Source organism: Gilliamella sp. App2-1 (assembly GCF_001690255.1).
Taxonomy (GTDB): domain Bacteria; phylum Pseudomonadota; class Gammaproteobacteria; order Enterobacterales; family Orbaceae; genus Gilliamella; species Gilliamella apicola_G.
In genome coordinates, this window is sequence record NZ_LZGR01000023.1 from 1 (window position 1) to 14,200 (window position 14,200).

Here is a 14,200-nt window from a genome sequence, read left to right on the forward strand (position 1 = left end):
CTATTTCACAGATAAATTAATTGAAGAAATTTATAATGAATTAAAAGAAACTAACGAAAGTTTTAGTATGATATATTTTTCTGATCACGGAATAAAGATACGTAACATCAAGGATAAAAATTCAGAATTAATGCACTCAGAAGAGCAAGAAGGTTATCACATTCCATTAATTAAAATATCTAGTGACGATACATCTAGACAAATAATAAGTTTAAATAAAACGGGCTTGTTTTTTACTAATGGAATAGCGAATTGGTTAGGAATAGATGCGACAAATATTAAACAAAAATATGACTTTTTCTCAAATATTCCATTTGACAATGAAGAAGAAATTAATCATATTTCAAGAACAAAATCATTACCATTGCAACCTGCAATAAAAAATACTATATTAAAATTAAACGATTAATTTGAAACCAATCAACAAGATATTAAATAAAAAAGAAATCAAAAAATAAAAAATTTTATTAAACTTACTTGCTAATTGTCTGATTTACGTTTGCTAGGTAAGGTCTGATTTCTTTTTTATTTTGTGCATTTCAATTTATTTTTTCCTCTAACCTTCGTTGCTAAGAGTTTGTTTAAAAATAACAATTCAATAACCACTTTTAATTCCTTTATTCACAAATATCAAGTAAAATAGCCACAATTATAATTTTAGTAGTATAGGAAATAATGGTGGAAGAGGCATTACCACAGAATTTGGTTGAAATCCATGATATGTCTTTTTATCGTGGAACAAGGCCTATTTATAAAAATATGAGTTTAAATGTCCCTAAAGGTAAAGTGACTGCTATTATGGGGCCTTCAGGAATTGGTAAAACTACACTATTACGACTCATCGGTGGTCAACTAAAACCACAGTCAGGAAAAATCTTATTTGATGGAGAGGACATTCCAGGCATGTCTCGATCCCGACTTTATGAAGTGCGTAAACGCATAAGCATGTTATTCCAGTCAGGGGCATTATTTACCGATCTGACTGTATTTGATAATGTCGCCTATCCACTACGCGAACACTTCAAATTGCCGGAACCTGTATTGCATAATTTAGTTTTAATGAAATTACAAGCTGTTGGCTTACGCGGTGCAGCTCAAATGATGCCATCCGAACTATCTGGCGGTATGGCAAGGCGAGCCGCTTTAGCTAGGGCCATTGCTCTTGATCCCGATTTAATTATGTTTGATGAACCTTTTGCTGGGCAAGATCCTATCTCGATGGGTGTTATTGTTAAACTGATATCTGAAATTAACCAATCATTAGGATTAACCTGCATTGTTGTCAGCCATGATGTGAATGAAGTACTCAGTATTGCAGATTATGCTTATATTGTAGCTGAACAGCACATTATTGCAGGTGGCACTTCACAGCAATTACGTGATAATGACGATTTACGGGTTAAACAGTTCCTTGACGGATTAGCTGATGGACCTGTACCTTTTCATTATCCTGCTGATGATTACAAATTAGACCTAAGCAGAGGTATAAAATAATGTTGAATTTACTAGCAAAATTGGGGCAATGGTTTATCAATTTCATTGCGATGATTGGTCGTTCTGGTGTTATGCTTTTTGGAGCATTAATTGGTAAACCTCAATTGAACAAACAATTTCCATTACTCGTTAAGCAATTTTATTTTGTTGGTGTACAGTCACTGACCATTATTATTGTTTCTGGTCTTTTTATAGGCATGGTTTTGGCTCTGCAAGGCTATTTTATTCTAACTACCTTTGGTGCAGAAGCAAGTTTAGGGATGATGGTTGCTCTTGCTTTACTTCGTGAATTAGGTCCTGTTGTTGCTGGACTACTGTTTGCAGGTCGTGCAGGCTCTGCATTAACGGCCGAAATCGGCTTAATGAAAGCAACTGAACAGTTATCAAGTATGGAAATGATGGCAATTGATCCCTTAAGACGTATTATTGCTCCGCGTTTTTGGGCTGGATTTTTTAGTATGCCATTTTTAACTGCAATTTTTGTCACAGTTGGCATTTTAGGTGGTGCACTTGTTGGCGTTGATTGGAAAGGTATTGATTCAGGATTCTTCTGGTCATCTATTCAAAGTAATGTGGATTGGTGGCATGATTTAGGTAACTGTTTTGTAAAAAGCTTTGCCTTTGCCATCGCCAGCACTTGGATTGCACTTTTTAATGGTTATGATTGTGTGCCAACATCAGAAGGAATTAGCCGGGCAACAACTAATACTGTTGTCTATTCATCATTAGTTATTTTGGGGTTAGATTTTATTTTAACCGCATTAATGTTTAGTCATTGAGGTTATTAAACATGAGTCGTAAAGTTGAAATTACAGTAGGATTATTTATGGTGCTGGTCATTTGCTCAGTACTATTTTTATGCTTTAGAGTTACCGATCCAACATCATTTACTAGCCATCATTCTTATCGGGTTTATGCAGTATTTGATAACATAGGTGGACTAAAAGTGCGATCACCTATCAAAATTGGTGGGGTAGTCATTGGTCGTGTCAGTAATATTTCACTAAATGCGTCAAATGACGATGAGTACAAGCCTTATGTAACAATGGATATAGATGCACAATATGATAAAATTCCAAGCTCAAGCTCGCTTTCAATTAAAACTTCAGGATTATTAGGTGAACAATTCATAGATATTAATTTTGGATTAGATCAAAATACTGAATTTGAGCTTGATGCATTAGAAGCTGATGATACAACACATGCAGCACAGAAAAAAGATAATAAACCAGCTTATTTTCAAGATGGTTTTGTGGTAAACAATACCAAACCAGCCATGGTTATAGAGGATTTAATTGGCCAATTTCTTTATAGCGTAGGCAGTTCATCAGATAAAGATAAAAAACAAGATACGCAAGACATAAACGAAAAGTAAGGAGTTACTATGTTAATCAAATTTAAACAAGCTGTTTTTTTAGTAATAGCTTTAATATTTAGTGCTGCTGCATTTGCCGAAAATGATCCCTATAAAGAGATGCAAGTTGCTGCTGATAAAATTTTTAGCACTATGAATGCACAATCCGCAGCATTAAAATCAAACCCTAATAAACTAAAAGAAATCGTAAGATCAGATTTATTACCTTATGTTCAGGTCAAATATGCTGGCGCACTCATTTTAGGTAATTATTATAAAAGTGCGACAGAAAAACAACGCGCAGCTTATTTTTCGGCGTTTGAAAACTATCTTGTACAAGCTTTTGCTCAAGCACTTTCTATGTATAATGGGCAGCAGTACCAAGTTGAAACAGCAAAGAATTTGACAGGTAAAAACCTCATTTCTATTCGAGTTTTATTAATTCAACCAAAACAAGCTCAACCATTAAGAATTGATTTCCAATGGCGCAAAAATTCTGTGACTGGTGAATGGAAAGCTTATGATTTAATTGCTGAAGGTGTAAGCATGATCACCACTAAACAAAATGAGTGGTCAACGATTTTACGTCAAGACGGTATTGATGCATTAACTAAACAATTAACTAATCTTTCAAATCGCAATATTGATCCAAATGCTAAACAAGAAGGTTAGTCTATAATGTCGCGAATCAAATCAGAAAAACAACAAGATGTATTGTGTTTACTGGGTGAACTTGATGTTCACTCTTTAAACAACTTATGGTCAACACAAAATACCATTTTAAATGGTGTCAAATACATTGATGTAGAGCAGCTAACTCGAGTTGATTCTTCAGGGCTTGCGACGTTAATTTATTTTTGCAATCGATATGATGTAAAGCTCAAGGGTATTAATCCTCAGTTACAAACATTAATTACATTGTACGATCTACAACCTGTGATCAATATATAAAAAGTTAGGTTTTATACTAAAACACATAGTTACCTGAAACTTTTTAACAAAATATAACACCCATAATTTATATTAAAGATGAGTATGAATAATGAATAAACAAGAAATTATAGATAAATTAAAAAGTTCGCTTGAGCTTGATGATGTACATGTCTTGACCGACGATGGTAGCCATTTTCAAGTGATTGCTGTCGGTGAATTATTTGCCGATTTAAATCGTGTAAAAAAACAACAAGCGATTTATACTCCTTTGGCTGAATTTATTAGCGATAACCGTATCCATGCACTTTCGATAAAAACCTATACTCCCTCAGAGTGGCAGCGCGAACGCAAATTGATGGGATTATAATGCTTCCCAAGCATGACATCCTCTTGAATTAACTAAATTTGCCACCATATTATGTTCTATCAATAGACAACCCATGTGTATAAAGGTATCGCTACATGACTAATCCATTATTAACAGATGCACCATTACCACTCTTTTCACAAATTAAGCCCGAGCATGTTTTGCCTGCTATACAAGAGACTTTAAAAAACTGCAGAAATACAATTGAAACAGTATTAAAGCAAAATAGCCAATATACTTGGGATAACTTAATCCAACCAATTGATGAAATGAACGAAAAATTTGGCCGAGCTTGGTCTCCAGTTAGCCATCTTAATTCAGTTAAAAATAGCCCAGAATTACGTGAAGCTTATGAAGCTTGTCTGCCATTACTATCTGAATACAGTACATGGGTAGGACAATATAAACCTTTATATCAAGCCTATAAACAACTCAAAGAAAACGAACAATACACAACGTTAAGTAAAGCACAGAAAAAAGTTATTGATAATGCATTACGTGATTTTGAATTATCCGGAATTGGTTTACCTGATGATAAACAAAAACGCTACGGTGAAATTGTCGCAAAATTATCAGAATTATCTTCAAAATATAGCAATAATGTGCTTGATGCGACCATGGGTTGGTCAAAACTAATTACTGATATCAAAGAACTCTCTGGCATGCCTGAAAGTGCGCTTGCTGCTGCTCAAGAACAAGCCAAAATAAAAGGTGAAGAGGGTTGGTTACTGACTTTAGATATGCCAAGTTACCTTCCTGTTATGACTTATTGTGATAACCGTGATTTACGATTTGAACTTTATCAAGCCTATACTACTCGTGCATCAGATCAAGGGCCCCATGCTGGTAAGTGGGATAATACCGAGATCATCAAACAAATCTTAACGCTACGTCATGAACTTGCACAATTACTAGGCTTCAATACTTATGCTGATAAATCACTTGCAACAAAAATGGCACAATCCACCTCACAAGTCATCGAATTTTTAAATGATTTAGCAACTAAAGCTAAACCTCAAGGTGAAAAAGAGCTGGCTGAACTTAAACGTTATGCTTACGAGTTTTTTGGTGCTAGTGATATCAAGCCATGGGATGTGGCTTATTATAGCGAAAAACAAAAACAGTATTTATATAGTATTAACGATGAAGAGTTGCGACCTTATTTTCCTCAGCAACGAGTAATTAATGGTTTATTTGAAGTAGTACATCGCATCTTTGGGATTACAGCCAAAGAACGCCAAGGCGTAGAAGTTTGGGATCCTGAAATAAAATTTTATGATCTCTTTGCCGCTAACGGTGAATTGAAAGGCAGCTTCTATCTTGATTTATATGCACGCGAACACAAGCGTGGTGGTGCTTGGATGGATGATTGTATTGGTCGTATGCGTTTTGCTGACGGTCATGTACAAAAACCAGTTGCCTATTTAACCTGTAACTTTAATCGCCCTATTGGCGACAAGCCAGCATTATTTACGCACGATGAAGTCACCACCCTATTCCATGAGTTTGGTCATGGTTTACACCATATGTTAACCGAGATTGATACTTCATCTGTTGCCGGAATTAATGGGGTACCTTGGGATGCCGTTGAGTTACCAAGTCAATTCTTAGAAAACTGGTGTTGGCAGCCTGAAGCACTTGCATTTATATCAGGACATTATCAAACAGGCGAGCCTCTACCAGCAGAAATGTTAGAAAAAATGCTAGATGCTAAAAACTATCAAGCTGCACTATTTATTTTGCGCCAATTGGAATTTGGTCTTTTTGACTTTAAATTACATACACAAAAAGATCCTGATATTCTAAATACGTTAGCCGAAGTAAGACAGCAAGTCGCTGTTGTGCCTACCGTTGAATGGGGTCGTTTCCCACATGCATTTAGTCATATCTTTGCTGGTGGTTATGCTGCGGGTTATTACAGCTATTTATGGGCAGAAGTATTATCGGCTGATGCATTTTCACGTTTTGAAGAAGAAGGTATTTTCAACACCAAAACGGGGAATGCCTTTCTTGATAACATCTTGTCGCAAGGTGGTAGCGATGAACCAATGACACTATTTAAAAACTTCCGAGGCCGCGAACCTCAACTTGAAGCATTACTTCGTCATTATGGTATCCACTAGTCCTAACGTAGCTCAGCTAAAATTATTAGCTGAGCAGTGGTTATCCGCACATGCCGATCTACCGTTCGCTCTGATTACCCAAAACAATCAACTTGAGTTACAAAAGACTGACGAACCAAAATTAGGTTCGATATGCGTAAACTTCGTTTCTGGAACTATGGCACATCGTCGCCAATTTGGTGGTGGTCGCGGTGAAGCAATTGCTAAAGCCGTTGGTGTAAAAGGTGAGTATTTACCTACCGTTGTTGATACCACAGCAGGGCTTGGTCGAGATGGCTTTGTTTTAGCGTCTATCGGCTGCCATGTCACTATGTTTGAACGACACCCCGTCGTTGCTGCATTACTAGAGGATGGTTTACAACGGGCTTATCAAGATCCCCATATTGGTAGTTGGCTTAATCAGCATTTACGTTTAATTCATTATTCAAGCATTGAGGGATTAAGTTCTTACCCTGAAAAACCCGATGTGGTTTATCTCGATCCGATGTTTCCACATCGACAAAAAAGTGCACTTGTCAAAAAAGAGATGCGCATATTTCAACAGTTAGTTGGCAGTGATAATGATGCAGATAACTTATTAGCACCAGCAAGGCAATTAGCCCAAAAAAGAGTTGTGGTAAAAAGACCCGATTATGCACCATTTTTAGCCAATCAAAAACCCACGGCCGAAATAAAAACTAAAAATCACCGCTTTGATATATATACACCTTTAAAGTAATACAGGAACACTTTTTAAATTATGCGATTAGATAAATTTCTTGCTCATCACTTAGGCGCCAGCCGCACGATTGTAACCAAAGAACTCAAAGCAAAAAAAGTAACTGTCGATGGTGAGATTATAAAATCGGGCGCTTATCAATTATCGCCAAAACAAATTGTTCATTATGATGGATACCAAATCGAACAAGTGACCAACCAACGCTATTTCATGCTCAATAAGCCCCAAGGCTATGTTTGTTCAACCGATGATCCCGACCATCCCACTATTCTTTATTTTATTGATGAACCGATGCCTGAAAAACTGCATGCAGCAGGCCGGCTTGATCTTGATACGACAGGGCTGGTATTGCTGACTGATGATGGTAAATGGTCACACCGAATTACATCACCCAAGCATCATTGCGAAAAAGTCTATGTTGTCACGGTTGAACAACCATTAGGCATTGAACTGATTGATATGTTTAAAAATGGCATTCAATTAAAAAGTGAGAAATCGCTCACTAAACCCGCTAAATTACATATTATTGATGACTATCAAGCTGAATTAACCATTAGTGAAGGACGATATCATCAAGTTAAACGCATGTTTGCAGCGGTCAATAATCATGTTGTTGCGTTGCATCGAAAACAGATAGGCAAAGTAAACCTTGATATACCTGAAGGGGAATATCGACCACTTACACAAGATGAAATCGACTCGTTTAATTGACACACGAATTTGCATAATTTTTAACAAAAATATTCCTTTTAACCATTTGAATGTTTTAAATAATTTGGCGGTATTTATTGCCGCGTATATTATTATGCGCATTTTGAATAAACTTTGAAGGAGGTACCACGTGCCAACTCAAAATACTTTAATTGACCTTAAAATTTCGAAACAAGCACTTATATTTATCCTTGGATTACTCTCTATGCTGATGCCTCTATCTATAGATATGTATTTACCCGGGATGCCAACGATTGCACGCGACTTTAATGTAACCGATGGCACGGTACAGTTAACAATTAGTTGCTATTTATTAGGATTTTCTGTTGGGCAACTTTTATTTGGACCACTCACAGATAGTTATGGGCGTCGTAATGTTCTCATTTTTGGTCTAATTATTTTTATAGTTGCGGCGTTAAGCTGTGGTATTGCCAACAATATTAATCAATTAATTACAGCTCGCTTTTTTCATGGTATTGCGGCGGCAGCTACAGCAATAGTCATTAATGCGTTAATGAAAGATATTTATCATGATCGTGACGAGTTTTCTAAAATGATGTCGTTTGTGATGCTGATATCCAATGTTGCACCATTACTGGCACCGATTATTGGTGGATTTATTTTATATTGGTTTAATTGGCAAGCTAATTTCTACACTATCAGCTTAATTGCTTTGACTTGCTTTGGTCTAGTTGTCACCTTTATTCCCGAAACACTAGCCAAAACAAAACGTGATAAATTCAGTTTAATGCGTATATTAAGTAATTTCATTACCCTATTTCGCCATAGGCAAGTGTTAACTTATATGATGATAGGCGCATTTTCTAGTGCAGGATTGTTTTCATTCTTAAGTTTAGGGCCTTTTGTTTATATGAATCTGCATGGTGTGGCATCAATTAACTTTGGTTACTACTTTGCGTTCAATATCATAGTGATGGTTCTGATGAATACATTAAATAGCCGTTTTGTTAAACATGTTGGCGCTATTAAAATGATGCAGTTGGGTCTTTTGCTCCAATTTATTATGGCAATAGGGCTGATGCTCGTCACACTATTTAATTTAGGATTTGCCTATCTTGTTGCTTGTGTTGCTGGTTATATTGGTTGTATGTCAATCATTGGTGGCAATAGTATGGCCGTCGTTTTAGATTTTTACCCACATATTGCCGGCACAGCTTCTTCGCTGGCAGGTACAATTCGATTCGCAATTGCAGGAACAATGGGTATATTATTATCAATATTAGTATCATCGCATACTGCGGTAACTATAACGGTCGACAATACAACAGAATGGCTCATGATTAGCTCTATGGTGTTATGCAATTTCCTTTCTGTTAGCTTATTTTTGAGTGTCAAAAACAATAAAAGGTAACAATTATGATTTATCAACTAGGGAATTTATATCCACAAATTCATCCAAATTGTTTTATTGCAAAATCTGCCGATATCATTGGTGATGTTGTATTACAAGAAGGCGTATCTATTTGGTTTAACGCTGTTTTACGGGGTGATATAGCCCCCATACATATTGGAAAAAATAGTAATGTACAAGATAACACGACCATCCATATTGAAACTGATATTCCCTGCATTATCGGTGAAAATGTCACTATTGGGCATAATGTCATCCTACATAGCTGCACAATTGAAGATAATGTATTAATTGGTATGGGAAGTACCTTATTAAACAATGCCAAAATTGCAAAAAATTGCCTTGTTGGTGCTAACTCACTAGTAACACACACCATACCCTATGAAGAAGGTTGTTTAATTATGGGTGCGCCTGCCAAAATTATTCGCAAATTAACCGAAACTGAAATTACTGCCAATATTACTAATGCGCATCGATATGTACAAAATGGTATAAGATTCAATACCACCCTATTTCCCGTTACATAATAACCTAACATTAAATCACGTTTTAGGGAGTATTGACTCTGTGAGCAGACACAATTTATGATAAAATGCTCGCAATTTTAATAGCAATAGTTTTTAGGTACTTGTTTGAAAAAGCCAAAAATGACAAGAAAACAGATTATTACTCAATTCATTCTCCTCGCAATAATAGGTTTATCTGTTTGTTTATTATTATCACAGTTCAGTTACGATCCATCCGATCCCGGTTGGTCTCGTACTGCTTGGCACTACCCTATTAGCAATTTTGGTGGTTATATTGGCGCATATACCTGCGATATTTTTTTTCAATTTTTAGGCTTTATTGCTTATAGCCTACCCTTCATTACTATCTTTATTTGCTTACAGACAATCGTTTATCTTTATAAGCATGCAAATGATCCTATTAACTACTTTAGCCTTTCATTTCGGATTATTGGTATTTTAGCATTTATATTTAGTGCGACTGGATTTTTTGCTTTAAATATCCGTGATTCTGAACAATTTGAAGCGGGTGGCTATCTGGGTGCGATAGTCATTGAAAGCCTTTTACCCATTATAAATAGCGTTGCTTTATCATTAATTCTTCTTGGAATTTGTTTAGCTTGTGTCACGTTATTAACTGGATTATCATGGCTCAATCTAATTGAAAAATTAGGCGCTTTTGTCATGATGCTACTGTCGCCGATTAGATGGTTCATTAATTATCGTACAACTCATAAACTTGAACAGCATGAAAAACCAACAGCAAGGTCTGATGAGGACACCCAAGAACCTCAATTTACTATGCCTTTTGATACAAAAAATGATAATACTCATATCATTCAAACATCGAATGTTATCTCTAGTAATGAAACATCTCAAGAACCGTCTTCAAATACAATCGTATCAACTGACAATGAAGAAATATTAATAAAAACCACTGACGAATTAATCGAATCAACTCGCAAAAATACGCAATTACCACAGTCAACAGCGATACCGCAAACAATTGACAATAATTCGCCAAAGAAAGAACTCGATCCAAACGAAATTTTGTCTCGTCTTGAATCGATTATTCAAAACATGAATGGAAATAAAACCACTCCAGCTCAAGAGCAAGCGTTGTCGTCATCAATGGAGAAAATTAAACAAGCTATACAAACGCAAAACTCCGAAGAAAAATTATCATTTGAAAAATCAGATAAATACAAAATTTCAGATGCCCCAAGTAAACCCTTTTTTACTTCAGTACATAACGAACCTGAAATTAAATTCACTCATGCACAAACACCCTTTGAACCCACCACAGACGTTTCAACGATTGAAACAATTGAAGCCGAGCAACCATTTATACAAGAGCCAGAAGTTATTACAGGCTTAAAAAACATAGCAGATACAGAAATTACAACAGAAGTAAAAAAAGACATAGAACAACTGGAATATATTGATACTGAAGCGCTAAAAAAAGCCAATCCAATCATTGACGACATCTACCCTGAAGAAGATCGCGTTGAAGATATTCAAGATTATTCCAATGAAAGCGACGAAGAAAGTTTAATTCATCCATTATTGCGACGTCATGATAAACCATTACCTAAACCAACTACACCTTTGCCGTCGCTAAACTTATTAACTGCACCACCGACAGCGCGAATCGAAGTTGATCATGCCGCTTTAAACGCCATGGCTGAACTAATTGAAAAGAGTCTATCAGATTACCGAGTTAAAGCTAAAGTGGTTGATTATTTACCTGGGCCTGTGATTACTCGATTTGAAATTGAACTGGCACCAGGTATTAAAGCTGCTCGAATTTCAACGCTAGACCGTGATTTAGCTCGCTCACTATCCATGCCATCGGTTCGTGTGGTCGAAGTCATTCCGGGTAAGCCTTATGTTGGCATTGAATTACCTAATAAAAATCGCCAAACGGTCTATTTTAGAGAAGTCTTAGATAGTCCACAGTTTAAAGATGCGCAATCACCGCTGACGATAGTCTTAGGGAAAGATATCGCTGGGCAATCAGTGGTTGCTGATTTGGCAAAGATGCCACATCTATTAGTTGCCGGTACGACAGGTTCAGGTAAATCAGTCGGCGTTAATGCAATGATTTTAAGTATTTTGTATAAATCACAGCCTGAAGATGTCAGGTTTATTATGATCGACCCGAAAATGCTTGAACTATCTATTTATGAAGGGATACCACACTTATTAACCCAAGTAGTAACTGATATGAAAGATGCTGCCAATGCGCTTAATTGGTGTGTTAACGAAATGGAACGACGCTATCGACTCATGTCGGCGTTAGGTGTCCGTAATATTGCCGGTTATAACGAAAAAATCAAACTGGCAGAACAAATGGGCAGGCCTATTCCCGATCCGCTTTGGAAACCAACAGACAGCATGGATCTTAACATGCCGACACTGGAAAAATTACCATATATTGTGGTTATGGTTGATGAGTTTGCTGACCTTATTATGGCAGTTGGTAAAAAAGTCGAAGAGTTAATTGCACGGCTTGCTCAAAAAGCACGGGCGGCTGGTATTCACTTGGTATTAGCGACCCAGCGCCCCTCGGTTGATGTCATTACCGGCTTAATCAAAGCAAATATTCCAACCCGTATCGCTTTTACGGTATCAAGTAAAATTGACTCGCGTACTATTTTGGATCAAATGGGCGCTGAATCACTACTTGGTATGGGGGATATGCTTTATTTAGCTCCTAATAGTTCCATTCCAATTCGCGTTCATGGCGCCTTTGTCCGCGATGAAGAAGTGCATGCCGTTGTACAAGATTGGAAAGCTCGTGGCACACCAAAATATATCGAAAATGTCACTGTAGCAACCGACGAAAGTGAAAATGGTAACGCAGATATGTTAGGTGAAGAGCTCGATCCATTATTCGATCAAGTTGTTGCATTTGTTGTAGAAACGCGGAGAGCATCTATTTCTAGCGTACAACGAAAATTTAGAATTGGCTATAACCGAGCTGCCCGCATTGTGGAACAAATGGAAGTAGAGGGCATCATTAGCGCTCCAAGCCACAATGGTAATCGGGAAGTACTAGCGGTATCTACACATAGCAATTATTAATCCTTGTCATAAACTAATCCATTTTAGGCAATGAATTGGTTTATGACGCCCTAGCATCACATAACATGATACATATCATCCCAATAGGTAACCCATAATAATGAGTGATTATTATCAGCAAATCGCATTATTAGAATTAAAACTCAATAATGCCCCCAATCGATGTTTACCTGCGCAATTAGCAACTCAAGCATTAATAAAAGAAATTTGCCTATCACCAAAACCCGGATTGGTTGATATGAATAATAGTGGTGCGCATCGTGATATGGATTTTCAAACCTTTGTCCACAGTATCAGTGCCATTAGCAACTGGTTTGAATGTTTTTATCAATATGGCAAAGCATCCGCTTTACACAATAACAAACTATTTTTAGCGGGAATTAGACCGATTGGTATTGAGTGTGAACAAGCCATGTTACAAGCCACCAATCAAGTTAATACTCATAAAGGGGGGATATTCGCCTTTGGACTACTACTCGGCGCGATTGGCAAATTAGAACAGCTAGAATTACCCCTCAACACGCAAAGTATTTGCAACGAGGTTTCATCCTTTTGCCAAGGCATGGTTCAAAACGAACTAAAGCAAAATAATCTAACGAGTTCTGTAGGCGAGAAGCTATTTAAGCTCCATAACCTTACTGGAGCAAGAGGAGAAGCTGAATCCGGCTATGCAACAGTTAGAAATATCTCACTGCCTATCTTTGAAGAAATGCAAAACAGTGGCTATGATGAAGAAACTTGCTTATTACAAGCCATGTTACATCTACTTGCTTATAATCAAGATACAAATGTAGTTTCAAGAGGAGGCTTAGATGGATTAACCTTTGTTCAAAAACAAGCCAAGAAACTCATTAATCAAGGTGGTATCATTCATCCTGATGGTCGACACAACCTATATCAACTTGACACCGAATTAATAAAACGCAATTTAAGCCCCGGTGGTTCGGCTGATTTAATTGCAATCACTTGGTTTTTGTCCCAGTATAAAAAACCATTAAATTTTACCTCATAATGGTTTATACTCTGTTCCCATTATCGTTTATGCTTAAAACAATACTATAAATAACGATAAGCCAATCACCTCATTAACAATAAAATATAGAGATTTTAGGGAAAATAGGAAAACAATATGGACAACACGCTTAATCACTTAATCGGTGAATTTGGGGACGGATTAGTGACGGGCTTAGGGGGCGTTAGCCATAATCGCTATAGCTTAACTGTTGAGGGGCTGCGCTCGCCGATTTCGGTTTGGCATGTTGACGGTAATGAGTCGTTAAACCAGCCTTGGCGTTATGTGATTACTTTTACCAGCTCTGACAAAGCGTTATCCATTGATTCAGTGCTTAATCAAAAAGCCACATTCTCTTTTAATCCTGTTATCCATCAACCGTATCAAAGCGTAATGTCAACAATCTCATCATTAAGTGACTTACCGTCGGTGAATGATAAACGCACTTTGCATGGGGTGATTACTGAGTTTAGTCTGTTATCGGTCAATAAAGAGGAAGCCCACTACCAGGTGGTATTATCTT

At 36.9% G+C, this 14,200-nt stretch carries 14 protein-coding genes and 1 pseudogene; all 15 read left to right on the top strand.

Annotation, left to right across the window (positions count from 1 at the left end; translation table 11 throughout):
• Nucleotides 1-409: sulfatase-like hydrolase/transferase (locus tag A9G22_RS03620; RefSeq protein ID WP_176700220.1), on the top strand; the 409-nt coding region annotated here is incomplete at its 5' end.
• A gap of 269 nt (nt 410-678) precedes the next feature.
• Nucleotides 679-1,494: a phospholipid ABC transporter ATP-binding protein MlaF gene (mlaF, locus tag A9G22_RS03625; RefSeq protein WP_218058734.1), complete on the top strand. Its 816-nt coding sequence runs from the start codon at nt 679-681 to the stop codon at nt 1,492-1,494.
• Nucleotides 1,494-2,273 (top strand): lipid asymmetry maintenance ABC transporter permease subunit MlaE, encoded by a 780-nt coding sequence (gene mlaE, locus A9G22_RS03630; protein ID WP_141669964.1) that lies wholly within the window; start codon nt 1,494-1,496, stop codon nt 2,271-2,273. Before mlaF ends, mlaE begins: the two co-directional genes overlap by 1 nt.
• An 11-nt stretch (nt 2,274-2,284) precedes the next feature.
• Nucleotides 2,285-2,869, top strand: a complete 585-nt coding sequence (mlaD, locus tag A9G22_RS03635) for an outer membrane lipid asymmetry maintenance protein MlaD (protein ID WP_075508373.1) — start codon at nt 2,285-2,287, stop codon at nt 2,867-2,869.
• Between the two features lie 9 nt (nt 2,870-2,878).
• The gene (gene mlaC / locus A9G22_RS03640) at nt 2,879-3,520 is read left to right on the top strand and encodes a phospholipid-binding protein MlaC (protein ID WP_075508374.1); all 642 of its coding nucleotides are present in this window, start codon (nt 2,879-2,881) and stop codon (nt 3,518-3,520) included.
• A gap of 6 nt (nt 3,521-3,526) precedes the next feature.
• Nucleotides 3,527-3,799, top strand: a complete 273-nt coding sequence (locus A9G22_RS03645; RefSeq protein ID WP_075508375.1) for an STAS domain-containing protein — start codon at nt 3,527-3,529, stop codon at nt 3,797-3,799.
• A 91-nt stretch (nt 3,800-3,890) separates the two neighbouring features.
• On the top strand, nt 3,891-4,148 hold the full coding sequence (locus tag A9G22_RS03650; protein WP_065586445.1) for a BolA family protein: 258 nt from the start codon (nt 3,891-3,893) through the stop codon (nt 4,146-4,148).
• 95 nt (nt 4,149-4,243) lie between these two features.
• Nucleotides 4,244-6,271 carry an oligopeptidase A gene (gene prlC / locus A9G22_RS03655; RefSeq protein WP_075508376.1) on the top strand — a complete coding sequence of 676 codons (2,028 nt, stop codon included), beginning with the start codon at nt 4,244-4,246 and terminating at the stop codon, nt 6,269-6,271.
• On the top strand, nt 6,258-6,989 hold the full coding sequence (locus A9G22_RS03660) for a class I SAM-dependent methyltransferase (protein WP_065586443.1): 732 nt from the start codon (nt 6,258-6,260) through the stop codon (nt 6,987-6,989). The genes prlC and A9G22_RS03660 overlap by 14 nt, the downstream gene beginning before the upstream one ends.
• A 21-nt stretch (nt 6,990-7,010) precedes the next feature.
• Nucleotides 7,011-7,700 carry a 16S rRNA pseudouridine(516) synthase RsuA gene (rsuA, locus tag A9G22_RS03665; RefSeq protein ID WP_065586442.1) on the top strand — a complete coding sequence of 230 codons (690 nt, stop codon included), beginning with the start codon at nt 7,011-7,013 and terminating at the stop codon, nt 7,698-7,700.
• Between the two features lie 130 nt (nt 7,701-7,830).
• Nucleotides 7,831-9,072 carry a Bcr/CflA family multidrug efflux MFS transporter gene (locus A9G22_RS03670; RefSeq protein ID WP_075508377.1) on the top strand — a complete coding sequence of 414 codons (1,242 nt, stop codon included), beginning with the start codon at nt 7,831-7,833 and terminating at the stop codon, nt 9,070-9,072.
• A 5-nt stretch (nt 9,073-9,077) separates the two neighbouring features.
• Nucleotides 9,078-9,599: a gamma carbonic anhydrase family protein gene (locus A9G22_RS03675; RefSeq protein WP_065586440.1), complete on the top strand. Its 522-nt coding sequence runs from the start codon at nt 9,078-9,080 to the stop codon at nt 9,597-9,599.
• Between the two features lie 120 nt (nt 9,600-9,719).
• Nucleotides 9,720-12,665 (top strand): DNA translocase FtsK 4TM domain-containing protein, encoded by a 2,946-nt coding sequence (locus tag A9G22_RS11780; protein WP_141669965.1) that lies wholly within the window; start codon nt 9,720-9,722, stop codon nt 12,663-12,665.
• A gap of 100 nt (nt 12,666-12,765) precedes the next feature.
• Nucleotides 12,766-13,677: a triphosphoribosyl-dephospho-CoA synthase CitG gene (citG, locus tag A9G22_RS03685; protein ID WP_082264493.1), complete on the top strand. Its 912-nt coding sequence runs from the start codon at nt 12,766-12,768 to the stop codon at nt 13,675-13,677.
• A 117-nt stretch (nt 13,678-13,794) separates the two neighbouring features.
• A pseudogene (locus A9G22_RS03690) lies at nt 13,795-14,200 on the top strand (hypothetical protein); the annotation flags it as partial.

Excerpts from the sequence above, each read along its gene's own strand:
- mlaE (WP_141669964.1), top strand. The coding sequence starts at position 1,494 with ATGTTGAATTTACTAGCAAAATTGGGGCAATGGTTTATCAATTTCATT.
- mlaD (WP_075508373.1), top strand. The coding sequence starts at position 2,285 with ATGAGTCGTAAAGTTGAAATTACAGTAGGATTATTTATGGTGCTGGTC.
- mlaC (WP_075508374.1), top strand. The coding sequence starts at position 2,879 with ATGTTAATCAAATTTAAACAAGCTGTTTTTTTAGTAATAGCTTTAATA.
- A9G22_RS03645 (WP_075508375.1), top strand. The coding sequence starts at position 3,527 with ATGTCGCGAATCAAATCAGAAAAACAACAAGATGTATTGTGTTTACTG.
- A9G22_RS03650 (WP_065586445.1), top strand. The coding sequence starts at position 3,891 with ATGAATAAACAAGAAATTATAGATAAATTAAAAAGTTCGCTTGAGCTT.
- prlC (WP_075508376.1), top strand. The coding sequence starts at position 4,244 with ATGACTAATCCATTATTAACAGATGCACCATTACCACTCTTTTCACAA.
- A9G22_RS03660 (WP_065586443.1), top strand. The coding sequence starts at position 6,258 with ATGGTATCCACTAGTCCTAACGTAGCTCAGCTAAAATTATTAGCTGAG.
- rsuA (WP_065586442.1), top strand. The coding sequence starts at position 7,011 with ATGCGATTAGATAAATTTCTTGCTCATCACTTAGGCGCCAGCCGCACG.
- A9G22_RS03675 (WP_065586440.1), top strand. The coding sequence starts at position 9,078 with ATGATTTATCAACTAGGGAATTTATATCCACAAATTCATCCAAATTGT.
- A9G22_RS11780 (WP_141669965.1), top strand. The coding sequence starts at position 9,720 with ATGACAAGAAAACAGATTATTACTCAATTCATTCTCCTCGCAATAATA.
- citG (WP_082264493.1), top strand. The coding sequence starts at position 12,766 with ATGAGTGATTATTATCAGCAAATCGCATTATTAGAATTAAAACTCAAT.